This window comes from Paenarthrobacter ureafaciens (genome assembly GCF_004028095.1).
Classification (GTDB): Bacteria; Actinomycetota; Actinomycetes; order Actinomycetales; family Micrococcaceae; genus Arthrobacter; species Arthrobacter ureafaciens.
On the sequence record NZ_SBHM01000007.1, the window covers coordinates 2,814,310 to 2,837,816 of the forward strand.

Genomic DNA, 23,507 nt, shown 5'->3' on the forward strand with positions numbered 1-23,507 from the left:
GGACAAACATGGCAGGATGCTCAATTTCCAGCAGGGTAGTTGTACCCCATGCCCTTTGTGAGTAGGGTCACAAATAACCCGGGCGAAGGAGCCCGGGGGCCGGTCTGCGGCTGGATCACAAGTCCCGCGCGGGCCGACGAATACGAGCCGGAAGGTCGCGATCACCAATGTTGACGGACAAGGCGGGAACGGACGCAGGCACCACTGCTCCGGACCCGGGACTCAGCGGACACAATCCCTTGCGGACCGGCGGCGGGATGCTGCAATTGGTCTCCCCGGAGGGGGAGCGGATAAGCCATCCCGAGTTCGATCTCTGGATCAAGGACATCGGAGACGAACAGCTTTGTTCCCTCTTTGAGGACATGACTGTCATCCGCCGCATCGACGCCGAGGCCACCGCCCTGCAACGCCAAGGTGAACTGGCCCTGTGGCCGCCCCTGCTCGGCCAGGAAGCATCGCAGATTGGTTCCAGCCGGGCCCTTCGTGACGAAGATTTCGTCTTTCCCAGCTACCGCGAGAGCGGCGTGGCGTACGTACGCGGCGCCCACGTGTCCGAGATCGCCAAGGTCTGGCGCGGCAACGCTTTATACAGCTGGGATCCGCAGCGGATCAACATGGCCACCCCCCAGATCATCATCGGGTCCCAGAGCCTGCACGCCACCGGCTATGCGATGGGCGTTCAACTGGACGGCGCCAGCTCCGCGGTCATGGCCTACTTCGGCGACGGAGCTACCAGTGAAGGCGACGTCAACGAGGCCATGGTCTTCGCCGCCAGCTTCCAGGCCCCGGTGGTGTTCTTCTGCCAGAACAACCACTGGGCCATTTCCGAACCCGTGCGCGTACAGTCCCACGTCCAGCTGGCGGACCGTCCCACCGGTTTCGGCATTCCCAGCATGCGGGTTGACGGCAACGACGTCCTGGCCGTCATGGCAGCCACCCGGGTGGCGCTGGACAGGGCACGCAAGGGCGGTGGGCCGACGTTCATAGAAGCGGTCACGTACCGCATGGGTCCGCACACGACGGCGGACGACCCCACCCGTTACCGGGACGCCAACGAACTGGAAGACTGGGCGGCGAAGGATCCCATCCTCCGCATTCGCAGGCTGCTCGATGCCAAAGGCCTGCTGACGGAGGAACTTGAAGCACAGGTCAAAGCGAAGGCCGACGCCGTGGGAACCGAATTGAGGACCAGTTGCATCACCATGCCGGATCCCCAACCCCTGGATGTGTTCAACCACGTCTACAGCACGCCCAATCCTTGGATTGAACGGCAGAAGGACCACTATTCGCGCTACCTGAACAGCTTCAACACCGTCGAGGAAGGTGCCCGCTGATGTCCAAGCTCACTTTTGCCCGGGCCATCAACGCAGGGCTCCGCAAGTCATTGGAAAGCGATCCCAAGGTAGTTCTCATCGGCGAGGACATCGGTACCCTCGGAGGTGTTTTCCGGGTCACCGACGGACTCCAGAAAGACTTCGGGCGGCACCGCGTCATCGATTCCCCGCTGGCGGAGTCAGGCATCGTAGGCACGGCAGTCGGCCTTGCCTACCGCGGCTACCGCCCTGTGTGCGAGATCCAGTTCGACGGTTTTATCTACCCTGCTTTCGACCAGATCGTCAGCCAGGTGGCCAAGATGCACTACCGGACGCAGGGCCGGGTCAAAATGCCCATCACCATCCGGGTTCCCTTCGGTGGCGGTATAGGCTCTCCGGAGCACCATTCGGAGTCCCCGGAGGCCTATTTCACCCACACGTCCGGGCTGCGGGTGGTGGCCGTATCCAATCCGCAGGATGCCTACACCATGATCCAGCAGGCCATCGCCTCGGATGACCCCGTGCTCTACTTCGAACCCAAGCGCCGCTATCACGACAAGGGCGATGTGGATGAGGCCGCGGACCTCTCATCGGCACTTCCCATGGACAAGGCAGCCATGGTGAACGCCGGCACGGACGTCACTCTGGTGGCCTACGGTCCCTTGGTCAAGACGGCCAGGGATGCCGCGCAGGCCGCGGCGGACGAGGGAACCTCGGTGGAAGTCATCGATCTTCGGTCCTTGGCGCCGGTGGACTATCCCGTGGTCGAGGCGTCGGTCCGCAAGACCGGCCGCCTGGTCATCACGCATGAGGCAGCCCAATCCGGCGGCCTGGGTGCCGAGATCGCGGCCAGCATCACGGAGCGCTGCTTCAACTACCTAGAAACAGCGCCGGTGCGGATCACTGGCTTCGACGTTCCCTACCCCTATTCCAAGCTCGAAATGCACCATCTGCCGGACTTGGACCGGATCCTGGATGGCGTTGATCGCGCGCTGGGCCGCCCCAACTCGTTGAGTGGACTGGAAGGATGAGCGCCACCATGATCAAGGAATTCAAACTTCCGGACCTCGGCGAGGGCCTCACTGAGTCCGAGATCCTTAGCTGGAAAGTGGCGGTGGGGGATACCGTCAGCCTCAACCAGGTCATTGCCGAGGTTGAGACGGCCAAGGCAGTGGTGGAGCTTCCGTCCCCGTTTGCGGGAGTGGTAGCGGCTTTGCATGAGGAACCCGGCACGGTGGTTGAGGTGGGCAAGCCGATTGTCTCGTTCGAAGTGGACGACGCCGGAGCTGCCCAGGGCGCAGAGGCGACGGACGCCGAATCTCCGGCCGGTCCCGCCAAACGCGAGCCGAACCTGGTAGGTTACGGCGCCGTCGTCGAGCATTCAGGGCGGCCCGCGAGGCGTGCCCGCGCTGCTGCCCCGGCGGTTGCTCCCCGGGCAGAGGAAACGGCCGTCGGGGAGAGGCCGCGTTCCACGCCGCCCGTCCGCAAACTGGCCCGGGACCTCGGCGTCGATCTGGAGCGCGTCACCGGAACCGGCCCGCACGGGCTGATCACCCGCGAGGATGTACAGAACTTTGCGGGCGCACCGGCACCGGACGCACAGGCCCCCACGGCGCCGGCCGCCCTTGGCCGGGAAACCCGGACCCCGGTCAAGGGCGTACGCAAGTTCAGCGCGGCTGCCATGGTGCAAAGCGCCTTCACCGCACCGCACGTCACGGAGTTCCTTACCGTGGATGTCACTCCAACCATGGAGTTGTTGGCCCGGCTAAAGACCAACAGAGCGTTCGACGGCGTGAAGTTGACCCCGCTCACCATCGCGGCAAAGGCCGTGCTGATTGCGCTGCGGAACAACCCCACCCTCAATACGCACTGGGACGATGAAAAGCAGGAGATTGTCCAGTACCACTACGTCAACCTCGGCATCGCGGCCGCTACTCCACGCGGCCTGACGGTGCCGAACATCAAGGATGCGGAGCAGCTGCCGCTGCGAGAACTCGCCGTTCAGTTGTCCGAACTGACGGACACTGCCCGGGCAGGGAAGACATCCCCGGCGGACCTGTCGGGCGGCACGATCTCCATCACCAACATAGGTGTCTTCGGCATTGACGCCGGGACGCCCATCCTCAACCCGGGCGAAGCTGCCATTGTGGCGTTGGGAGCGGTGCGGAAAGCGCCGTGGGTGGTGGACGACGAACTGGTGGTCCGCCAGGTGATGTCGCTCAGCCTGTCCTTCGACCACCGCCTGGTGGACGGGGAACAGGGGTCGCGGTTCCTGGCCGACCTCGGCGCGATCCTTTCCGACCCGGCGATGGTGCTGACCATGGTCTAGCTTGCCTGGCGGGTGTCCCGCCAGCTGTGTTCGGGTTCGAATCCCAGTAGCCTCCGGGCCTTGTCGATGGACAGCATCGTTTCGTGCTGCTGCAGTTCCTTGACGACGTCGACGCCGGGAAAGACTTCCGCGGCAAGTTCGGCACTGCTCCGGCTCATGACGGTGTCTGCCGCGGCGATGATGAACCGTTCGAACCCTGGCGGGGCAACCTCGAGGGCGCGGGCCACGGCCTGGGCGCCGTCGCGGGCGTCGATGTAGCCCCAAAGGTTCCACTTACGCCGGGTCGCGTCAGCGTCGAAGGACGGGAACGCGCCGTAGTCTTCAGGATCCATGACATTCGAAAAACGCAGGGCCGTGATGCTGAGCTCGGGGTCCCATCGGGTGAGTTGGATGGCCATCTGCTCTTCCAGGTGCTTGACCAGCGAATACGTGCTTTCGGGCCGTGCGTCGTATTCCTCATCCACCGGGATGTAGGGCGGCGGCGCATCGAAGGGTAGGCCAAGCACTGTCTCGCTGGAGGCGTAGACGACCTTCTTGATGCCTGCACGGCGTGCTGACTGGAACACGTTGTAGGTGGAGAGCATGTTGTTCTCGAAGATCGCGGAGTCGGGGGCCAGCCCGGGGGCCGGGATGGCCCCTAGGTGGACGATCGCATCCAGACCGTCGTGCCGGTCGTCGAGCCCAAGGATCACGTCCACCACCTGGCCGTAGTTGCGCAGGTCGACGCTGACGTATCCAGGGCCCCGCTCGCCGTCCCGGTCGAGGTTGAACACTTGGTGGCCATCCTCTGCCAGCCTCCGCACGACGCTCCTGCCCAACTTTCCGCTTCCACCGGTGACAGCAATCTTCATGGGGTTCTCCTTCGATGATCAGGTGTGACGTTTCAAAGCTGTTTCCAACCCTAGGGGGCGGCCCATGGGCGGGGACATACTTCAAGCTGGCCCTGTGAGTCCTAGGAAAGGCAGGACGGGTCCCGGGAAGGCAGGGCGGGTCCCGGGAAGGCAGGGCGGGTCCCGGGAAGGCAGGGCGGGTCCCGGGAAGGCAGGGCGGGTCCCGGGAAGGCAGTTCGTCAGCCTGCCGGCGTTCCAACAGTCAAGGCCGCCAGTGCCATCCGTTCAAGAACCGGCCGGGCAGACTTCACGGCGATCTTCCTGCCATGCTGGCGGACGGAATGCGGGGTGGAGTTGATCAGGCCGAAAGCGGCATGCGCGCGGACCCGAAGCTCGGCGGGATCACTGCCGGGATGCACCTCCTTGAGGACATCAACCCACGTCTCCACATAGCCACGCTGGAGGGCCCGCACCTCCGCCTGGTCAGCTTCGCTGAGGCTTCCGAAGTCGCGGTCCTGGACCCTGATGACGTCCGGATTCCGCAGGGCAAAGTCCACGTGGAAAGCAACCAGGCCCTCCAAGGCTGCAAGCGCATTCCCGGCCTCGGCCACCACCTTGAGCCCACCGTCCTGCAGCTCGCGGCTGACGCTCAGGAGGAGCTCGCCCAACACGGCCTGCTTACCGGGGAAGTGCCGGTACACGGCAGGTCCGCTGACGCCCGCGGCGGCGCCAAGGTCCTCAAGGGAAACCCTGGCGAATCCGTTCTCCGCGAAGAGGCCGGCAGCGGCGGAAAGCAACGCCACGCGCCGCTCTTCCTTGGCCTGGCTGCGCTGTGTTGCCTGGCTGCGCTGGGTTGTTTGAGCATGCTGGGTCACAGTTGCCTCCTCGCCACCCGCTGTACGTGCTGGACATCACAGTTAATCAAGACTAACCTAAATTTCAGTTATGAGGCACTAACCGAAATGACGTGGATCTGACACCGTTCGGACCGGAATGGGACAGTAGTCGATGGAGACGATAGCCAGCGTTGCAGGGGCTGCCACGAGCACCTTTGCGGCCAACGAGGAAGCCCAGCGCAAGCTGGTGGATGAACTTAAGGAGCGCCTCGCAACCACTGCGCTGGGCGGCCCGCCCAAGTCCCGCGAGCGCCACATTTCCCGTGGAAAACTCCTTCCCAGGGAGCGCATCGACTACCTGTTGGACGAGGGCAGCCCGTTCCTGGAGATTGCGCCGCTGGCGGCCAACGGCATGTACAGCGACGATTCACCTGGAGCCGGGGTCATCGCAGGCATCGGGCTGGTCCATGGCCGGCATGTGCTGGTCATCTCCAACGACGCCACCGTCAAAGGCGGAACCTACTATCCCATGACGGTGAAGAAGCACCTCCGGGCGCAGGAGATTGCCTTGGAGAACAAGCTGCCGTGCATCTACCTCGTGGACTCCGGGGGCGCCTTCCTTCCCAAGCAGGACGAGGTGTTCCCCGACAAGGAGCACTTCGGCCGGATCTTCTACAACCAGGCGCGCATGTCGGCTGCCAAGATTCCACAGATCGCCTCAGTGATGGGTTCCTGCACGGCCGGTGGCGCCTACGTCCCGGCCATGAGCGATGAGACGGTCATTGTGCGGAACCAGGGCACCATCTTCCTTGGCGGACCGCCGCTGGTGAAGGCAGCCATCGGAGAGATCGTCACGGCGGAGGAACTCGGTGGCGGCGACGTTCACGCCAAGGTATCCGGAGTAGCGGACCACCTGGCCGAGAACGACCAGCACGCGCTGGAAATTGTCCGCGACATCGTGGCGACGTTGCCACAGCCGGCCCCGCCGGCCTGGGACGTGCTCGACGTCGTCCTGCCGCCCGTCGTCGAACCGTCCGGTATCTACGGCGTGGTTCCGACCGACGTCAACGCGCAGTACGACGTTCGCGAAGCCATTGCCAGGATCGTGGACGGTTCCGAATTCCATGAGTTCAAGAAGGACTACGGGACAACGTTGGTGACGGGCTTTGCGCATCTGCACGGACACCCCGTGGGCATCGTGGCCAACAACGGAGTGCTGTTCAGCGAGTCCTCACTCAAAGGGGCGCACTTCATTGAACTGTGTGACCAACGTGGAATTCCCCTGATCTTCCTGCAGAACCTTTCCGGGTTCATGGTGGGCAAGGACTATGAACAGGGCGGCATAGCGAAGAACGGCGCCAAGATGGTCACCGCGGTTGCCACAGCCCGGGTTCCGAAACTGACGGTAGTGATCGGCGGCAGCTTCGGGGCGGGCAACTACTCCATGTGCGGCCGGGCCTACTCGCCACGGTTCCTGTGGATGTGGCCGGCAGCCCGTATCTCCGTGATGGGCGGAAACCAGGCTTCCAGTGTCCTTGCCACCGTCAAACGCGAACAGCTGGAGGCCGCGGGCCAGGAATGGTCCGCCGACGACGAGGAAGCGTTCAAGGCGCCCATCAAAAAGCAATACGAGGACCAGGGGAGCCCTTACTACTCAACGGCGCGGCTCTGGGACGACGGCATCATCGACCCCGCCGACACCCGCCGGGTCCTTGGGATGGCCCTGGACGTCGTTTCCCGCCAACCGCTGCCCGAAACTTCCTTCGGCCTTTTCAGGATGTGACCATGACCGTGCCCACAACAACCCGGAATGCGCCGGCAGAGCCGGCCGAGCGGCATTCCTTCACATCAGTCCTGGTGGCCAACAGGGGAGAGATCGCCTGCAGGGTCATCCGGACGCTGCAGCACATGGGCATCCGGGCCGTGGCTGTCTACTCAGATGCGGACAAGGACGCCAAGCACGTGGCCATGGCAGACGCTGCCGTGGGCATTGGTGGAACGGCCCCGGCGGAGAGCTACCTGAAGATCGACGCGATCATTGAGGCCTGCCGCCAAACAGGCGCCGAAGCCGTGCACCCGGGATACGGTTTCCTGTCCGAAAACGTTGAGTTCGCCAAGGCGCTGGATGCCGCCGGCATCGTGTTCATTGGGCCCGGGATCGAAGCGATCGAACTGATGGGCGACAAGATCCGTTCCAAGAACCACGTGATGTCCTACGGCGTTCCCTGCACGCCGGGCATCGCAAAGGCCGGGCTGACGGACCAGGACCTGATTGAGGCCGCACCATCGGTGGGCTTCCCCCTGCTCATCAAACCGTCGGCCGGTGGCGGCGGAAAAGGCATGCAGGCGGTGGAACGGCCCGAAGACCTTCCTGCAGCCCTTGCCGCAGCCCGGCGCGTTGCAGCGGCCGCCTTTGGCGACGACACCCTTTTCCTGGAACGTTTGGTCCGTTCCCCCCGCCACATCGAAGTCCAGATCCTGGCAGACAACCACGGGAACGTCATCCATGTGGGCGAGCGCGAATGTTCCTTGCAGCGCCGGCACCAGAAGGTGATCGAAGAAGCCCCCTCGGCACTTTTCCGTTCCATGCCGGACGGTGAAGCGCAACGGGCACGGATCGGAGAAGCCGCTTGCAACGCGGCCCGGTCAGTCAACTACAGCGGCGCCGGCACCGTGGAATTCCTGGTGTCCGATGACCATCCTGACGAGTTCTTTTTCATGGAGATGAACACGCGCCTGCAGGTGGAACACCCCGTGACGGAACTCGTGACGGGCATCGACCTGGTGGAATGGCAGGTGCGGATCGCTGCAGGTGAGGTCCTCACCCTGGCGCAGTCCGACGTCGTACTTAAGGGGCACGCAGTAGAGGCGAGGGTTTACGCGGAGGTCCCCGAACGGAACTTCATGCCGTCCATGGGGCGGGTTGTGCAGCTGGCCGAGCGGGGACTGCCGGATCGGCGGATCTCCGGAGCCCGGGTGGACGATGCAACGGTCCGGATCGATTCGGCCATGCGGCAAGGGCTCGACATCACGGGCGACTACGATCCGATGCTCGCCAAAGTGATCGCCTGGGGCCCTGACCGCGCGGCCGCCCTTGACGAACTGGATGCCGCGTTGGGCCGCTACACGCTGCTCGGCCTGGACACCAATGTGGAGTACCTGCGGCTGCTGATCAACGAACCCGACGTCCGTGGGGGCCACCTGGACACCGGACTGATCGAGCGGAAACTGCCGGGCATGACCTTCCGCCACATCGGACCGGAGGAAGTGGCGGCGGCCGGAGTTGCGCTCTGGCTTGAGCGGACCGGTTTCCCGCGGGCCGGGGATGCCTGGGCGCTGCCGGACTCCTGGCGCGTAGGGCAGCCAGCGGCTTGGACAGCCGCGTTCGGGCTGCCGGACGGCTCTGTGGCTACCGCCTCGATAGCTGACCACGGCGGCCAGGTGAGAGTAATGCTCGACGGCGGTCCCGGCGTCGGGCGCCAGGCCGTCACAGTGACCGGGGTGGAGCGGACCGACGACCGGATCAGCCTGGACGTCGACGGCGTGAACCTCACCTACGCGCTGGGCCGGGACAACCGGGGAATCCACCTCGGAAACGCCGGATGGTCCTGCCGCCTGGAGGTTTTGAACCGCGCCGAAAAGCTCAAGCGCATGCTGGCAGGAATCCAGCAGGAGGAAGGAACCGCGGACCCCGAGGTGCGCTCGCCCATGCCCGGAACGGTGGTCTCCGTGGCCGTTTCCGACGGCGAAACGGTCGCCGAAGGGCAGATACTCCTCGCCGTCGAGGCCATGAAAATGGAGCACCAACTGGTGGCCTCCGTCCATGGAACAGTCCACCTCACCGTGGCAACAGGCGACCTCGTCAAGGCAGACCAGGTACTCGCCAGCATCCATGCCACCCCAACCAGTGCCGTCCCAACCACTAAGGAAACCCAGCCGTGAGCACTTTCGACCTTTCCGAGGAATACCAGGACCTCAGTGACTCCGTCCGCGAGTTCGCCGATGAAGTAGTGGCCCCAGTCTCGGCCAAGCACGACGAAGAACACAGCTTCCCCTACGAGGTCATCAAGCAGATGGGGGAGATGGGACTCTTCGGCCTGCCTTTCCCCGAAGAGCACGGCGGCATGGGCGGGGACTACTTCGCGCTCGCACTGGCCCTGGAACAACTGGGCCGCGTGGACCAGTCGGTAGCCATCACCTTGGAAGCCGGAGTGTCCCTCGGTGCGATGCCCGTCTACCGGTTCGGGACCGAAGAACAGAAGGAACAATGGCTTCCGCCCCTTGCCTCCGGGCAGGCGCTCGCCGGGTTCGGGCTGACCGAACGCGAAGCCGGATCCGATGCCGGGGGCACCAAGACCCACGCCCACCTGGAAGCCGGCGAATGGGTGATCAACGGTAACAAGGAGTTCATCACCAACTCCGGCACGGATATCACCCGGCTGGTCACGGTCACCGCGGTCACCGGCAAGGAAGAACGCCCGGACGGCAGTATCAAGAAGGAGATCTCCACCATCCTGGTGCCCACGGAAACCCCCGGCTTTAAAGCGGAAAAGGCCTACAACAAGGTGGGCTGGAACGCTTCGGACACCCACCCGTTGACACTGGACAACGTCCGGGTTCCCGAATCCAACCTGCTCGGCGAGCGCGGACGCGGCTACGCCAACTTCCTTTCCATCCTTGACGAAGGCCGCATCGCGATCGCGGCTTTGGGTACAGGAGCCGCCCAGGGATGCGTGGACCTGTCCGTGAAATACGCCAAGGAACGCAGTGCCTTCGGGCAGAACATCGCCAAGTACCAGGCCATCCAATTCAAGATCGCGCGGATGCAGGCCAGGGCCCACACGGCACGTCTTGCCTACTACGACGCAGCGGCCAGGATGCTCGCGGGGAAGCCGTTCAAGACCGAGGCGGCCATCGCTAAGATGGTCGCAGGCGAGGCTGCCATGGACAACGCGCGGGATGCCACCCAGGTATTCGGCGGGTATGGCTTCATCAACGAATTCACCGTGGCCCGGCATTACCGGGACTCCAAGATCCTCGAGGTCGGGGAGGGCACCACGGAGGTTCAATTGATGCTCATCGCCCGCGAGCTGGGTCTTTAACCGCAGGGGAAGGATCAAGGATGATTGACAAGGTTGTTGCCAGCGCCGCGGAAGCGGTGAAGGACATCCCGGACGGTGCCTCGCTGGCCGTCGGCGGGTTCGGACTGTGCGGAATTCCGGTTGCGCTGATAGACGCCCTGCATCAACAGGGCACCACTGGACTGGAGACGGTCAGCAACAACTGCGGCGTGGACGACTGGGGCCTTGGCATCCTCCTCAAGGACGGCCGCATCCGGCGAACCATCAGTTCCTACGTGGGGGAGAACAAGGAGTTCGCCCGCCAGTACCTCGCCGGTGAACTGGAGGTGGTCCTCACCCCGCAGGGAACCCTGGCGGAGAAGCTGCGTGCCGGCGGCGCCGGGATCCCCGCTTTTTATACCAAAGCCGGCGTGGGCACCCAGGTGTCCGAAGGCGGGCTGCCGCAGAAGTACGACGCCGACGGGAATGTTGAGAAAGCGTCGGCGCCCAAGGAGGTGCGCGCCTTCAACGGTGCCGACTTTGTCCTTGAGGAGTCCCTGACCCCGGACTTTGGACTTGTCCACGCCTGGAAGGGCGATCGCCACGGCAACCTCGTCTTCCATGCAACGGCAATGAACTTCAACCCGCTGTGTGCCATGGCAGCAAAGACCACCATCGCCGAAGTGGAGGAACTGGTGGAGCCGGGGGAGCTCGATCCCGAACACATCCACACTCCGGGCATCTTCGTCCAGCGCGTGGTGGTTTCGCCGACGCCGGAGAAACGGATCGAGAAGCGCACGGTATCCGTCACGGACACATCCGGCGCAGGCACGGCGGAGGAGCAGGCGGGAGGAGCCTAACCATGGAATCGAACACGTATCACGATGTGCCGCCACGTCCCGAAGCCGTGCGGCACGAATACCGCAGGGCCGACGTCGACCATCACGAGGCCAAAGGCTGGACGCGGAACGAACTGGCCGCCCGGGTGGCCCGCGAACTGGAGAACGGGCAATACGTCAACCTGGGGATCGGCATGCCAACCCTGATTCCCAACTACATCCCTGACGGGATAGAGGTCATCCTGCACTCGGAGAACGGCATCCTGGGCGTGGGTCCCTACCCGGCCGAGGACAAAATCGACCCCGATGTGATCAATGCCGGCAAGGAGACGGTCACAGTGAACGCCGGTGCGGCTTTCTTCGATTCCGCGTCGTCGTTCGGGATGATCCGCGGCGGCCACGTGGATGTCGCCGTCCTGGGCGCCATGGAGGTGGCCTCCAACGGCGACCTCGCCAACTGGATGATCCCGGGAAAGATGGTCAAGGGCATGGGCGGGGCCATGGACCTGGTGTTCGGCGCCAAGAAGGTGATCGTCATGATGGAACACGTTGACCGTAACGGCCGCCCGAAAATCGTGAAGGACTGCACCCTTCCGCTGACCGGCAAGGGATGCGTGGACCGCATCATCACTGACCTTGCCGTGATCGACGTCGTGAAGGACGAAGGCGAACCCCGGCTGGTCCTGCGGGAACTTGCGCCAAACGTCACCTTGGACGACGTCGTGGCGGCAACTGGCGCGGAACTGTTCGAAGAAGACCAGGAACTCACCGTATGACCCGGGTAGTGGTGCAGCGCGGTCTCTATTTTGACGAACTGGAAGAGGGCGTCGTGTATGCGCACAGGCCCGGCCGCACAGTGACCGAAGCGGACAACGTCCTCTTCACCACTATGACCATGAACACCCAGGCGCTTCATCTGGACGCAGCCTGGAGTTCGACGCAGCCATTCGGCCAGCGCCTGATGAACTCCATGTTCACGCTGTCGGTCATGGTGGGCCAGTCCGTGACCCAGCTGACGCAGGGCACCATCGTGGCGCAGTTGGGGCTGACGGATGTTGCTTTCCCGCACCCGCTCTACCACGGCGATACGCTGTACACGGAGACAGAGGTCACCGGGAAGAGGCTTTCATCGTCCCGTCCCGGCCAAGGGTTGGTGACCATGCAACACATCGGCCGGAACCAGGACGGCAAGGAAGTGGCGCTGGCAACGCGGACGTGTTTGATGTGGACCAAGGAAGCGCACGCCTCCCAAACCGACGTCTCCAAGTACTAGTCACGCCCAGCAGCAAGGAACCCGATGCCCACTCCTGCCGACCTTCCCTTCACCATGGGTCCTGCCCTCCTGTTCTGCCCTGCGGACCGCCCGGAACGCTACAGCAAGGCGGCCGACCGCTCCGATGCGGTGATCCTGGACCTGGAAGATGCCGTTGCGCCTGCTGACAAGCAGCGTGCCCGGGGTGCCATCCTGGCCCAGCTGGGCGCGGCGGGAGATACGCCGGAGCTGGAACCCGGCCGCACCATCGTGAGGGTCAACCCGGTGGGTTCGGCTGAGTTCGGGAAGGACCTCCACAGCCTGGCCCACACGCCATACCGCACTGTGATGGTTGCCAAGGCGGAGAGCGCAGAGGACATGCGGGCCCTTGACGGTTACCGGGTCATTGCCCTCTGCGAAACGGCCGCCGGTGTGCTGAATGCCGCTGCCATCGCGGCGGAACCGAATGTGGTGGCGCTCATGTGGGGCGCGGAGGACCTGCTGGCATCCCTGGGCGGGCTTTCCAGCAGGAACGACGACGGCGGGTACCGGGCTGTTGCCCTGCACGCCCGTTCCGCTGTACTGCTTGCCGCAAAAGCCGCGGGCAAGGAAGCCATCGACGCTGTCTACGTGAACATTCCGGACCTTGACGGGCTGGCCGTGGAATCGCGGGATGCCGTGGCGAGCGGTTTCGGGGCGAAAGCCTGCATCCATCCGTCCCAAGTGGCTGCGGTGCGGGAAGCCTATGCGCCTGTGCCTGAAGCCGTGGAGGAAGCGCGCGAGTTGTTGGATGCCGCCTCCGCTGCGGGCAGCGGTGTGTTCCAATTCAAAGGGAAGATGATCGACGGCCCCATCCTCAAACACGCTGAATCGGTGCTGCGGAGGGCCCTTTAAGGCCCGTTACAGGCGCGAGGTGGCATTTAATGCCAATGTTTCCCGGAAACACTGTCATCAAATGCCACCTCGTGTGTGGGTCTTAGGCTGAGACCTTGGTGGCCAGCTCAGTCAGCGGAACTGCCGGCGGCCGTTGTGCCGTGCTCTTGATCGATACCGACTGCCCCGACTTGGCAGACTCAAGGACCGACTCCATCACCTCAAGGGCGTGGAACGCGAGCCCGCCCCCGGCACGCGGTTCCTGGCCTGCTGGAGTTGCCGCAAGGTCGGCAATGCCAAAGCCCCGGCCCGAGTCCACATAGCCGGCCGAGACGGGCAGTGTTTCCCAGTCCTCGGCGCCGAGGGCGAACAACTGGACCTCGCCGTCGAAATGGTTGGGATCCGGAACCACCAGGGAACCCTTCTCGCCGTGGATTTCCAGGTTGGGGCTCTTGGTCTTGACGGCGTCGAAGCTCATGAAGAGCGTTGACAGCGCACCAGAGGCATGAACCAATACTCCGGTCACGTGCGAGTCGATGTCCACCGGTACTTTCTGGCCCTCGCGGGGACCGGAACCGATGGTGCGCTCATTCCTCGTGTGGCTCGCGGCGCCCACCACGGAGACGACCGGACCCAAGAGGGTGACCAATGCCGAGACGTAGTAGGGGCCCATGTCCAGCAGCGGTCCGCCGCCGGGCTGGTAGTAGAAGTCCGGGTTCGGATGCCAGCGTTCGTGGCCGGGCGTGGCCATGGTGGCCGTCGCCGAGATCGGGGCACCGATCAGGCCGTCGTCGATCGCTTTGCGGGCCGTTTGGATGCCGGTGCCCAGGACCGTATCCGGCGCACAGCCCACCACCACTCCGGCGGCCCGTGCAGCGTCGAGGACCTGCCGGGCCTCTTCGGTGGTAGCGGCGAGCGGCTTCTCCCCGTACACGGACTTGCCGTTGGCGATGGCCTTGAGGGCCACGTCGGCGTGCGCCGCCGGGATGGTCAGGTTGAGCACCAGGTCGACGTCGTCCGCCGCCAACAGCTCTTCCACCGACACTGCCCGGACGCCTTCGTAGGAGTCCGCCACTGCCTGGGCACGGGCCGGATCGAGGTCCGCCACGGCCACGAGGTTGACCGGATCAAGGCGCCGGAAATTGCTCAGGTACTGGGCGATGATGGCGCCGCAGCCGATGATTCCGACGTTAAGCTGCTTGGTGTTTTCTAGCGGGTTGCCCACAGCATGCCCCTCTCGATGATGGTGCGGACGTTGGAGTCCTGGAGAACTTCCACACGGTGTCCCGGGGTGCAGACGAAGATCCTGCCCTTGCCCCACTGGCGCGTCCAGATGGCAGGGGAAGTGACCTCCCGGTTCCAGGGATCCCAGTCGCGCACCTTCTGGGTGGTGGTGGCCAGGACGTCGATGTAGTCGTCGGCCAGGACCCAGTACTGCTCGGTGACCAGGTCAAAGTCGGACAAGCCGGCAGTGATGGGGTGTTCTGCGGCCGCAGGGAGCATGTTCACCGTGTAAGGAACGTAGTTGTCCGACTGCTCGCCGATCCTTTCGTCCGGGTGCTTGCCGGGATGGCAGGCGAACTGGCCCCCGATCAGGTGGAGGTAGTCGGAGTTGTTGCGGTAGGAGTCGGCGATGCCGCCGTGCCAGCCTGCCAGGCCCGTACCGTTCTCGACGGCGGCACGAAGTCCCTCGAACTCGTCCTTCTCGATGGTGGACATGGTCATGCACTGCACGATCAGGTCCACAGTTGCCATGTAGTCGGCGTCTGCGTAGATTTTGGGCGATTCCTCCACCCGTACCTCGAAGCCTTGGGCTTTGAGGTACGGGATGAAGAGTTCGGTGGCCTCCACAGGCTGGTGTCCGTCCCAGCCCCCGCGTACCACCAGGGCGGTTTTGTAATTGCTCGACATGGTTTCCTTAGTTTTTTCGGGGCGTATCCGTTGAGTCGTTCAGCGTGTTGCGAAGGCGGCATCGAAGGCCGCTGCGGGTGGCTGGATAGTGGCAAGTTCCTTGACCATGGCCAGTGCCTGCGGCGCACCGACCAGGCGGTCCATGCCCGCGTCTTCCCACTCGATGCTGGTGGGTCCTGCGTAGCCGATGGCGTTGAGGGTCCGGAAGATCGGTTCCCACTGCACGTCACCGTGGCCGGCCGTGACGAAGTCCCAACCGCGGCGGGGATCTGCCCACGGCAAATGGGAGCCCAGGCGTCCGTTGCGTCCGTTCAACTGCCGGACAGACTCCTTTACGTGGACGTGGAAGATCCGGTCGGCGAAGTCCTGCAGGAACATGACAGGGTCCAGGTCCTGCCATATGAAGTGGGACGGATCAAAGTTCAACCCGAAGTTCTCCCGGTGCCCGATGGCCTCGAGCGTCCGCTTGGCAGTCCAGTAATCGTAGGCAATCTCGGAGGGATGGACTTCCAGTGCGAACCGGACCCCCACCTCGTCGAAGACGTCCATGATGGGGTTCCAGCGGTTGGCGAAGTCCTGGTAGCCGCGCTCGATCATGGCATCAGAGGCGGGAGGGAACATGGCAACGCATTTCCAGATGGAGGAACCCGTGAATCCGGTGACGGTCTTGACCCCCAGCTTGGCCGCAGCGCGGGCCGTAGCCTTCATGGTCTCTGCTGCGCGCCGGTGGACGCCTTCCGCATCACCATCACCCCAGACATCGGCGGACAGGATATCCCGGTGCCGTTCGTCGATGGGATCGTCGCAGACTGCCTGCCCCGTGAGGTGGTTGGCGATGGCATGGACCGACAAGTTGTGCTTGTCCAGGACCTCCAGCTTGTTCCGGAGGTAGGCATCGTCTTCCACTGCCCGTACCGGATCGAGGTGGTCGCCCCAGCAGGCGATCTCCAGGCCGTCGAAGCCCCATTCGCCTGCCAACCGGGCAACTTCCTCAAAGGGAAGGTCTGCCCACTGACCGGTAAAAAGTGTGATGGGTCGGTTCATCAGTGCTCCTTGTCAACGTTCTGCCAACGGCTTTCCGCCGCAGCGCTCGCCTCTACGGCGGCCAATACCTTCTGGACCTGCAAAGCATCAGCGAACGACGGCGACGGCTGCTCACCGGCGCCGATGGCATCCACGAGGTCCACCACCTGATGGGTGAAGCCGTGCTCATACCCCAGGCCATGTCCGGTCGGCCACCAGTTGCCCGTGTAGGGGTGGGACGGTTCGGTGACCATGATCTTGCGGAAGCCCGCATCGGGTTCAAGCGAGGCATCGTAGAACTGCAGGGAATTCATGTCTTCGAAGTCGAAGGCCAGCGAACCCTTGGTGCCGTTCAGTTCCAGTCGCATTGCGTTCTTTCGGCCCAGCGCGAAGCGGGTGGCCTCGAAGATGCCAACGGGACCAGTGCCGCCGTCGTGCTTTCCGCTGAACCGGGCAGTGAAGAGGGCGGCGTCGTCAACGGTTACCGGGCCCTTGGGGCCGTCGGAGCCACCGTGGCCGCCGAGTCCCACGAAGTCACCACCCACCGGGCGTTCCTTGACGAAGGTTTCCATCAGGGCGGAGACCCCGGTGATTGCTTGTCCGGTGATCCACTGGGCCGCGTCGATGCTGTGGGCACCGATGTCGCCCAGGGAGCCGGAGCCTGATTTCGACTTGTCCAAGCGCCACGTGAGGGGAGCGTCGGCATCCGAGAGCCAGTCCTGAAGGTACTGGGCACGGACGTGGCGGATATCGCCCAGGCGCCCTTCGTCAACCATCCGCTTGGCCAAGGCGAGCGCGGGCGTACGGCGGTAGCTGAAGCCGCACATGGAGAGGACTCCGCGTTCGGCCGCGGCCCTGGCCACAGCCGTCATTTTTTCGGCCTCCTCCACGGAGTTGGCCAGAGGCTTTTCGCACAGGACGTGTTTTCCTGCCTCCAGGGCGGTGATCGCAATCTCGGCGTGGGTGTTGCCGGGAGTGCAAATATCGATGAGGTCGATGTCGTCGCGCTCGATCAACCGCCGCCAGTCCGTCTCCACCGAGTCCCAGCCGTACTTGGCTGCCGCCGCCCGGACTCCTTCTTCGTTGCGGCCGGCCACCGCGGTGAGCTGCGGTGCGAGGGGCAGGTCGAAGAAGCGGGGGGCGGTACGCCACGCGTGGGAGTGGGCGGCGCCCATGAAGGAATAGCCCACCATGCCTACACGCAGGGGTCGTGGTTCAGTCACAACTGATCCTTTCTTGTCTGCCTGATCCGGTTACTTGCTGAATCCGGCGGTTAGCCCGCTGAGGAGCTGGCGCCGTCCTACGACGTACAGCACCAGGATTGGCAGGGTGCTCAGGACCACCGAGGCCAGGACCGCCGGGATGTTCACGCTGAATTCGCCTTGGAACGTCCAGAGTCCCAAGGGGAGGACGCGAAGGTCCGGGTTCTGGGTCAGCACCAGCGGGAGCAGGAACCCGTTCCACACGTGCAGGCCGTTGTAGATGGAGACCGTCACGATCGCCGGACGGGTCAGGGGCAGCGCCAGGCGCCACATGGTTTGCCATTCGCTGCATCCGTCAAGCCGCATGGATTCGAACAGCTCATTGGGAACGTCCCGAATGAAGTTGGACAGGATGAGCACGGTCAGCGGGATTGCGAAGGCGATGGACGGGAGCATGACGGCCAGCAGGCTGTCGTAGAGGTTCAGCCTGATGATCATCAGGTAGATGGGGATGATGGTCGCCTGCAGGGGAATGGCGAGGCCCATCAGGAACATTCCGTTGACCAGTTTCAAGAACCTGCCACGTCCACGGACGATCGCGAAGGACGCCATGAAGGAAATCAGGACCGTCGGGATGACGGAACCGAGCGTCACGATCGCGCTGTTCATGAAGTACGTCGCGAAGTTCGATTCCAGGACCAGCTGGTAGTTCTCCAGGGTCGGAGACGTCGGCGGAGCCAGCGGACTTTGCCCGAAGTAGCCCTCCGCCGTCTTCAGGCTGGTGATCACGATGTAGTAGACGGGGATGATGATGATGGCCAGCCAGATCCATCCGCCCAGGCCGCCGGGGATGTTGAGGCGGCGGATGCGTGTGGCCAGGCTCAGCTTGACCACGGGCGGGTCGGCCTTGGTGCCGGTTGCCGGTGTCTCTTCTGTGTTCGTCAGAACGGTGCTCACCCTACATACCTTCCAATTGGCTGCCCTGCTTGTCCTTGCCTCCAAGGCGCTGGAGGAACAAGGCCAGTGCGAGGCCGATGACGACCAGGATCACGGCGATGACGCTTGCCGGGCCCATGAGGTTGGCCCGGAAGCCCCTGAGGTACATGTCCAGGGCCAGGATCCGGGTGGAGTTGCCCGGGCCACCGCCTGTGAGCACGAAAATCAGGTCGAAGTAGGTCAGGGATCCCACCACCATCAAGGTGGAGGACGTGATGATGGTGTACTTCAACTGCGGGAGCGTGATGTGGAAGAACTGTTTGATGGTGCCGGCGCCGTCGATCTGGGCCGCCTCATACAGGGACTTCGGTATCTGGCGCACCCCGCCTTGGTAGATCAACGTGTGGAACGGTACGAACTGCCAGGCGATGACGAAGATGACCAGTCCCAGTGCCAGCTGCGGAACCCCCAGCCAGTCCTGCGCCAGGAAAGGCAACCCCAGGCCCATGGCCAGGCCGAAGTTCGGATCCAGGAGGGCTTTGAAGGCGATGGCCACCGCTGCCGATGACAGGAGGAGGGGCAGGAAGTACAACACGGCCAGGGCCGCACGGTATTTTTGGCTACCCGCAGTGAAGACTCCCAACAGCAGGCTGATCGGAGTCTGGACCAGCCAGGACACGATCATGATCACGAAGGTCAGCCCCAGCGCGTTGTACAGTCCGGGATCGGCGAGGACCGAAGTCCAGTTGTCCATCCCGGCGACGCCGATTGCGCCGATGCCGTCCCAGTCGGCGAAGCTGAGGACCAGGACCCCGGCCAGGGGAACGACGGCGAACAGGACAAAGAACAGCAGCGCCGGAACCGTCAGCCATGCGAGTGCGGAATTTTTCTGCCCCTTGGTCTTCTCGCCAGTCCGGTGGGCGGCCGTCCTGGTCAACGTTGAGCTGCTCATTTGCCAAGCGTTGCGTTCATGTTCTCGGCGAACTGCTTGGGCGTGATGGACTTCAGGAACAACTGGTCGATGTTGTTCAGGAGCGCCTCGGCAGCGGTGGGGCTCAGCGCCTGGTCCCAGGATTGCTGGAACGTTGGTGCGTTCTTGGCAAGGTCGTAAACGAAGTTCAGGAAGTCCTTGTCAGGTGAGGATGCAAGCTTGTCCTCGATGCCGTTCACGATCGGCACAGAACCGGAGTTGATGTAGGCATCGATGACTTTGTCCGTCAGGATGCCCTCCTTGAAGAACTTCTTGGCGATCTCCTTCTCCTGGTCGGTGGCCTTGGCGGAGATGGACATGTACTGGGCGGGGTTTCCGACACCGCTCTTCGGATCGCCCTTGCCGCCGGCGACCGTCGGGAAGTGGACGAAGCCGAGCTTTCCGTCCTGGACGAAGTTCTGGCCTTCCTTCTTCATGGCACCGTAGGTCCAGGATCCGTGGAGCATCATCGCAGCCTTGCCGGTGAACAGGAGGGCCTGGTCAGCCTTGGAGTCTGCCGTGATCGAGGAGAAACCCTTGATGAAGCCGTCAGCGGAAACCAGTTCCTGGATCTTGGTGCCGGTTTCGATGACTGCCGGGTGCATCCAGGCGTCCGGCTTGCCTTCGAAGATGGCGTTGAAGACTTCGGCCCCGCCAATGCGGTCCAGGAGGTACTCGAGCCACATCATCGAAGTCCACCGGGACTGGCCGCCGAGCGAGAACGGTGCCACGCCCATGTCGTTGAAAGTCTTGACCAGGGACATGATGTCGTCCCAGGTCTTGGGAGGCTGGACGCCGGCCTTCTCGAAGAGTTCCTTGTTGTAGAAGAGCACGATCGGAGCCACGTACTGGTTAGGCAGGGCGTAGATCTTGCCGTTAACCGTCGCAGCGCCGAACGAGGAGGGGAAGAACTTGTTCTTCACGTCCGGGTTGGCATCGAACCAGGGGGTCAGGTCCTCTACCTGGTTGGCCTCGGCGTAGGTCTTCAATCCGCCGCCACCCCAGCCGTAGACGATGGTAGGGGCCTGGCCTGCACCGATGGCCGTCTTGATCTTGGTCTTGTAGGCGTCGTTCTGGAAGTAAGTGACGTTGATCTTGTTGTCCGGGTTCGCGGCGACAAATGCGTCAACGGCGTTCTGCATGGTGGTCTGGTTGGGCTCGCCGGTGAGGAACCACATGCTGGCCCCGCCACCACCGCCGCTCCCGCCCGGTCCTGACGTTCCGCAGGCGGTCGTTGCCATGGCTGCGAAGGGTGTGAGTGCAGCGAGGGCCAGGAAGGAACGCCGGGAGGACTGGAATTGCTTCATTGCTTCTCCATGAGTTTTCGCTAGGTTGAACAAGAAGGTTCCGAAAAAAACCGAAATATTTCGCAACCGTGATTAAGATCACGGTCTAAACTAAAGCCAAATAGTCGATTCGTCAAGACGCATTTTGACTCGTTCCTGAGCCGAACTTGCACTTTTTCGCGGACCGGCGCATTCTCGAAACTGCCGAAACAATTTCGAAAGTGGGGGACATGACTATCGGGACAAAGCCGTCCAAGCCAACCCTGGCTGCAGTGGCCCAAGAGGCCGGCGTCTCAACGCCGACCGTTTCCAAAGTGATCAATGGCCGCGAAGACGTAGCCGATGAGACGCGCGCCCGGGTCCTCGCGGCACTGCAGAGGACCGGTTACAAAACCCCTTCCCAGCGCAGGAGTGTCCCTTCCCGCCGCGCCGTGGAGGCCGTGTTTGATTCCCTCAACTCGGCGTACGCGGTCGAGGTGCTGAATGGCGTGCTCGAACAGGCAGCGATTGCCGACATGGAGGTGGTCCTCTCCGTGACCAGCCGGCAATCAGGGTCGCCTTTGGGGCCTGAAGAGCGCGCCCAACGGCTGATCGATGAGGGGCGCAGCGGCATGATTGTGGTCACCTCCGCCTTCAACTCAGGTCAGCTCAACGCTTTCCAGCGCCGAAGGATCCCCATTGTGGTGGTTGATCCGCTCAATCCGCCGCCCGGCGATGTCTTCAGCGTGGGTGCCAGCAACTGGGCCGGCGGCAAAGCTGCCGCTGCCCACTTGCTGGCGCTCGGCCACCGCAGGATCGCCTACATTGGAGGGCCGGAGTCGGCGGAGTGCAGCCAGGCGCGGCTCCACGGCTACATGGCTGCGCTGATGGCCGAGGGCATCAGCGTGCAAGAGGAATACGTCCTTGCCGGGCCCTTCCGCCCCAGCAACGGAGTTCAGGCGATGAAGTCGTTGCTGGCGTTGGATGATCCGCCCACGGCCATCTTCGCCGCCAGCGACAGCATCGCTTTGGGTGTTCTGGCCGAGGCCCGGCGGCAGAATGTGCGCATCCCCGAGGAGCTGAGCCTTGTGGGCTTCGACGGAACCCACCAGGCAGCGGAATCAGTGCCTCCGCTCACGTCGGTGTCCCAACCGCTGCAGGACATGGGGCGGTCCGCAGTGAACTTCATCCTCCGGCAAATGAACGGGGAGGACATTGATTCGCGGCGGGTCGAGCTGGCCACCCACCTGGTGGTTCGGGAGTCCACGGCGGCCCCGAGGCCGGCTGCCCACCTGGTGGTTCGGGAGTCCACGGCGGCCCCGAGGCCGGCTGCCCACCGCTTCACCGCCAAGGAAGCCGGCGCCGGGAATCGAGGGACATAGGCGGAATGGCCTCGTACAGCGGTACCCTCACCCAACGCTCACCCGTCGTCCTGAACTCGGCGCGGCTGGCGAAACGGTAAAGGTACGTCTGCACGCGCACCCAACGGGGGCGGCCGCCGTCGAACGGGTCATGGCCAAGCAGCCGAAGCGTTGGCGGATCGGCTGCGAGGAGCTTGTCCAGGAAGCGGTACAGCCATTCCTCGTGCACGGTGCGCAGCGGCAGGAACCACATCATCCAATCCAGCCGAAGGTGGTAGGGCGCCCATTGACGCGGCATTCTTCGGACATCTCCCGGTTTCCCCTTGAACCCGTACTCCAGCCAGGCCTCGTCCGGGGAGTCGGGGTCTTCGTCGGAGGTTCCTTCCACCACTACTTCGATGCGTTGCTTGGTGACCGTGCCAAAAGCTCCATACGCATTGACCAGCCTCCAGCGGTTGAAGCTTGCATTCATGAGTTGCTCCCGCGAGAACAGGTTCAGCAATGGCCGGTAGCTGAACACCAGCAACAGCAACGTCACGGCGAGTACGACGACGAGCCACCACACCGGTGTGGTGGCACCGGAGTGCCACTCAAGCGGGATGAACGGGAAGACCGCGTGTGCCACGGGATCGCTCACCGCTGCGAAAGCAAGGATGATGGCGGCCCAGTTCAGCCACGCGAAATTGCCCGAGCCCACAAGCCATAACTGGGTCAGGATGATGATGCCGGCGGCAATGCCGGCCACGGGCTGGGGTGCGAACAGGAAGAAGGGGACCACCAGCTGGGCGAAATGGTTCCCCAGCACCTCGACTTTGTGCAGCGGCCGGGGGAGGAGGTGGGCTTGGCGGCTGAGAGGACCGGGCATCGGCTGGGTCTCGTGGTGGTAGAACATCGCTGTCATGTCCCGCCATTCCCTGCCCCCGCGCATCTTGATCATGCCGGCGCCGAACTCAAGCCGGAACACCAGCCACACGACCAGTACCAGGATGGTGGCGGGCGGGGGAGTCTGGTCGGATCCCAGGAAGGCTACCGTGAACCCTGCTTCCAAGAGCAGCACTTCCCAGCCGAAGCCGTAAAACGTTTGTCCCACGTTGACAATGGACATGTAGAGGAACCAGAGGGCCAGGAAAGCAATCATCGGCAACCACGGCGGCCCTGTCTGCGGAAGTCCGAGGACCAACAACGCAGACACCGCCAGCCCAAAGATGCAGACGGCCCGCAGCAGCCTGTCCGAGTAGCGCCAACGGAACAGCGTAGGCCGCCCCATCCGCCGGACGACCCCAAGGAAATCCGGGACGGGAAGCAGGCCCCGCTCGCCCAGGAGCGCCGGGAACTGGTTCAGCGTCGAAAGGAACGCAAGGCAGTAGAGCGCAGCCGTGCCGCGCTGCAGCACCTGACGGGCGAATTCGTAGTCCCGGGCGTCGAACCAAGAGAGCCACTCCACGATTTCCACGTTAACCATGGGACGGAGGGGCCAACAGACGTTTGCACATATGGGTCCGCCGTG

21 protein-coding genes are annotated in these 23,507 nt (G+C 63.6%); 11 read left to right on the forward strand and 10 right to left on the reverse strand.

The genetic code is table 11. The features are described 5' to 3' along the window. Nucleotides 1–167: 167 nt before the first annotated feature. Genes pdhA through AUR_RS17200 form a run of 3 tightly spaced genes read left to right on the forward strand, consistent with a single transcriptional unit; the run spans nt 168 to nt 3,642 of the window. Nucleotides 168–1,334 (forward strand): pyruvate dehydrogenase (acetyl-transferring) E1 component subunit alpha, encoded by a 1,167-nt coding sequence (pdhA, locus tag AUR_RS17190; protein WP_021472590.1) that lies wholly within the window; start codon nt 168–170, stop codon nt 1,332–1,334. Continuing rightward, nucleotides 1,334–2,344, forward strand: coding sequence for an alpha-ketoacid dehydrogenase subunit beta (locus tag AUR_RS17195; RefSeq protein ID WP_062095925.1), 1,011 nt, complete (start codon nt 1,334–1,336; stop codon nt 2,342–2,344). Before pdhA ends, AUR_RS17195 begins: the two co-directional genes overlap by 1 nt. Next, the gene (locus AUR_RS17200; protein WP_062095927.1) at nt 2,341–3,642 is read left to right on the forward strand and encodes a dihydrolipoamide acetyltransferase family protein; all 1,302 of its coding nucleotides are present in this window, start codon (nt 2,341–2,343) and stop codon (nt 3,640–3,642) included. Before AUR_RS17195 ends, AUR_RS17200 begins: the two co-directional genes overlap by 4 nt. Here AUR_RS17200 and AUR_RS17205 read toward each other — a convergent pair. Both AUR_RS17205 and AUR_RS17210 read right to left on the reverse strand, forming a co-directional pair. Next, the gene (locus tag AUR_RS17205) at nt 3,639–4,493 is read right to left on the reverse strand and encodes an NAD-dependent epimerase/dehydratase family protein (RefSeq protein ID WP_021472593.1); all 855 of its coding nucleotides are present in this window, start codon (nt 4,491–4,493) and stop codon (nt 3,639–3,641) included. The genes AUR_RS17200 and AUR_RS17205 overlap by 4 nt on opposite strands. A gap of 218 nt (nt 4,494–4,711) precedes the next feature. After that, complete coding sequence (locus AUR_RS17210) at nt 4,712–5,347, reverse strand: SACE_7040 family transcriptional regulator (RefSeq protein WP_021472594.1); 636 nt, start codon at nt 5,345–5,347, stop codon at nt 4,712–4,714. 133 nt (nt 5,348–5,480) lie between these two features. Between AUR_RS17210 and AUR_RS17215 the strand changes: the two genes are divergently transcribed. The 7 genes from AUR_RS17215 to AUR_RS17245 are packed head-to-tail and all read left to right on the forward strand — an operon-like array spanning nt 5,481 to nt 13,353. Beyond that, the gene (locus AUR_RS17215; protein WP_062095930.1) at nt 5,481–7,091 is read left to right on the forward strand and encodes a carboxyl transferase domain-containing protein; all 1,611 of its coding nucleotides are present in this window, start codon (nt 5,481–5,483) and stop codon (nt 7,089–7,091) included. 2 nt (nt 7,092–7,093) lie between these two features. Then, entirely contained in the window at nt 7,094–9,250 is a 2,157-nt protein-coding gene (locus tag AUR_RS17220; RefSeq protein ID WP_062095933.1) for an acetyl/propionyl/methylcrotonyl-CoA carboxylase subunit alpha, read from the forward strand. Further along, nucleotides 9,247–10,410: an acyl-CoA dehydrogenase family protein gene (locus tag AUR_RS17225; protein WP_021472597.1), complete on the forward strand. Its 1,164-nt coding sequence runs from the start codon at nt 9,247–9,249 to the stop codon at nt 10,408–10,410. Before AUR_RS17220 ends, AUR_RS17225 begins: the two co-directional genes overlap by 4 nt. 20 nt (nt 10,411–10,430) lie before the next feature. Next, nucleotides 10,431–11,228, forward strand: coding sequence for a CoA transferase subunit A (locus AUR_RS17230; RefSeq protein ID WP_062095935.1), 798 nt, complete (start codon nt 10,431–10,433; stop codon nt 11,226–11,228). A gap of 2 nt (nt 11,229–11,230) precedes the next feature. Next, the gene (locus AUR_RS17235) at nt 11,231–11,983 is read left to right on the forward strand and encodes a CoA transferase subunit B (RefSeq protein ID WP_062095937.1); all 753 of its coding nucleotides are present in this window, start codon (nt 11,231–11,233) and stop codon (nt 11,981–11,983) included. Next, nucleotides 11,980–12,480: a MaoC family dehydratase gene (locus AUR_RS17240; RefSeq protein ID WP_021472600.1), complete on the forward strand. Its 501-nt coding sequence runs from the start codon at nt 11,980–11,982 to the stop codon at nt 12,478–12,480. Before AUR_RS17235 ends, AUR_RS17240 begins: the two co-directional genes overlap by 4 nt. Before the next feature lie 24 nt (nt 12,481–12,504). Then, nucleotides 12,505–13,353 carry an HpcH/HpaI aldolase/citrate lyase family protein gene (locus tag AUR_RS17245; protein WP_062095939.1) on the forward strand — a complete coding sequence of 283 codons (849 nt, stop codon included), beginning with the start codon at nt 12,505–12,507 and terminating at the stop codon, nt 13,351–13,353. An 82-nt stretch (nt 13,354–13,435) separates the two neighbouring features. Here the strand turns inward: AUR_RS17245 and AUR_RS17250 are convergent, their stop codons facing one another. From AUR_RS17250 to AUR_RS17280, 7 genes are read right to left on the reverse strand one after another with little or no spacing between them, the layout of a single operon-like run. Further along, the gene (locus AUR_RS17250; RefSeq protein WP_062095941.1) at nt 13,436–14,557 is read right to left on the reverse strand and encodes a Gfo/Idh/MocA family protein; all 1,122 of its coding nucleotides are present in this window, start codon (nt 14,555–14,557) and stop codon (nt 13,436–13,438) included. Next, nucleotides 14,542–15,243 (reverse strand): ThuA domain-containing protein, encoded by a 702-nt coding sequence (locus AUR_RS17255; protein WP_062095943.1) that lies wholly within the window; start codon nt 15,241–15,243, stop codon nt 14,542–14,544. The genes AUR_RS17250 and AUR_RS17255 overlap by 16 nt, the downstream gene beginning before the upstream one ends. Before the next feature lie 39 nt (nt 15,244–15,282). Next, the gene (locus AUR_RS17260; RefSeq protein ID WP_062095945.1) at nt 15,283–16,287 is read right to left on the reverse strand and encodes a sugar phosphate isomerase/epimerase family protein; all 1,005 of its coding nucleotides are present in this window, start codon (nt 16,285–16,287) and stop codon (nt 15,283–15,285) included. Further along, nucleotides 16,287–17,489, reverse strand: a complete 1,203-nt coding sequence (locus AUR_RS17265; RefSeq protein ID WP_062095947.1) for a Gfo/Idh/MocA family protein — start codon at nt 17,487–17,489, stop codon at nt 16,287–16,289. The genes AUR_RS17260 and AUR_RS17265 overlap by 1 nt, the downstream gene beginning before the upstream one ends. A gap of 30 nt (nt 17,490–17,519) precedes the next feature. Next, entirely contained in the window at nt 17,520–18,425 is a 906-nt protein-coding gene (locus AUR_RS17270) for a carbohydrate ABC transporter permease (protein ID WP_062095949.1), read from the reverse strand. A gap of 1 nt (nt 18,426) precedes the next feature. Further along, complete coding sequence (locus tag AUR_RS17275; protein WP_062095951.1) at nt 18,427–19,356, reverse strand: carbohydrate ABC transporter permease; 930 nt, start codon at nt 19,354–19,356, stop codon at nt 18,427–18,429. Then, nucleotides 19,353–20,681: an extracellular solute-binding protein gene (locus AUR_RS17280; protein ID WP_062095953.1), complete on the reverse strand. Its 1,329-nt coding sequence runs from the start codon at nt 20,679–20,681 to the stop codon at nt 19,353–19,355. Before AUR_RS17280 ends, AUR_RS17275 begins: the two co-directional genes overlap by 4 nt. Nucleotides 20,682–20,890: 209 nt before the next feature. On the opposite strand from AUR_RS17280, the gene AUR_RS17285 reads away from it, so the two are divergent. Continuing rightward, nucleotides 20,891–22,021 carry a LacI family DNA-binding transcriptional regulator gene (locus AUR_RS17285; protein ID WP_128397215.1) on the forward strand — a complete coding sequence of 377 codons (1,131 nt, stop codon included), beginning with the start codon at nt 20,891–20,893 and terminating at the stop codon, nt 22,019–22,021. On the opposite strand, the gene AUR_RS17290 is transcribed toward AUR_RS17285, so the two are convergent. After that, entirely contained in the window at nt 21,981–23,444 is a 1,464-nt protein-coding gene (locus AUR_RS17290; RefSeq protein ID WP_062099102.1) for a lipase maturation factor family protein, read from the reverse strand. The two genes, AUR_RS17285 and AUR_RS17290, sit on opposite strands and share 41 nt — an antisense overlap. Nucleotides 23,445–23,507: the final 63 nt, after the last annotated feature.

Excerpts from the sequence above, each read along its gene's own strand:
- pdhA (WP_021472590.1), top strand. The coding sequence starts at position 168 with ATGTTGACGGACAAGGCGGGAACGGACGCAGGCACCACTGCTCCGGAC.
- AUR_RS17195 (WP_062095925.1), top strand. The coding sequence starts at position 1,334 with ATGTCCAAGCTCACTTTTGCCCGGGCCATCAACGCAGGGCTCCGCAAG.
- AUR_RS17200 (WP_062095927.1), top strand. The coding sequence starts at position 2,341 with ATGAGCGCCACCATGATCAAGGAATTCAAACTTCCGGACCTCGGCGAG.
- AUR_RS17205 (WP_021472593.1), bottom strand. The coding sequence starts at position 4,493 with ATGAAGATTGCTGTCACCGGTGGAAGCGGAAAGTTGGGCAGGAGCGTC.
- AUR_RS17215 (WP_062095930.1), top strand. The coding sequence starts at position 5,481 with ATGGAGACGATAGCCAGCGTTGCAGGGGCTGCCACGAGCACCTTTGCG.
- AUR_RS17220 (WP_062095933.1), top strand. The coding sequence starts at position 7,094 with ATGACCGTGCCCACAACAACCCGGAATGCGCCGGCAGAGCCGGCCGAG.
- AUR_RS17230 (WP_062095935.1), top strand. The coding sequence starts at position 10,431 with ATGATTGACAAGGTTGTTGCCAGCGCCGCGGAAGCGGTGAAGGACATC.
- AUR_RS17235 (WP_062095937.1), top strand. The coding sequence starts at position 11,231 with ATGGAATCGAACACGTATCACGATGTGCCGCCACGTCCCGAAGCCGTG.
- AUR_RS17240 (WP_021472600.1), top strand. The coding sequence starts at position 11,980 with ATGACCCGGGTAGTGGTGCAGCGCGGTCTCTATTTTGACGAACTGGAA.
- AUR_RS17245 (WP_062095939.1), top strand. The coding sequence starts at position 12,505 with ATGCCCACTCCTGCCGACCTTCCCTTCACCATGGGTCCTGCCCTCCTG.
- AUR_RS17255 (WP_062095943.1), bottom strand. The coding sequence starts at position 15,243 with ATGTCGAGCAATTACAAAACCGCCCTGGTGGTACGCGGGGGCTGGGAC.
- AUR_RS17260 (WP_062095945.1), bottom strand. The coding sequence starts at position 16,287 with ATGAACCGACCCATCACACTTTTTACCGGTCAGTGGGCAGACCTTCCC.
- AUR_RS17275 (WP_062095951.1), bottom strand. The coding sequence starts at position 19,356 with ATGAGCAGCTCAACGTTGACCAGGACGGCCGCCCACCGGACTGGCGAG.
- AUR_RS17280 (WP_062095953.1), bottom strand. The coding sequence starts at position 20,681 with ATGAAGCAATTCCAGTCCTCCCGGCGTTCCTTCCTGGCCCTCGCTGCA.
- AUR_RS17285 (WP_128397215.1), top strand. The coding sequence starts at position 20,891 with ATGACTATCGGGACAAAGCCGTCCAAGCCAACCCTGGCTGCAGTGGCC.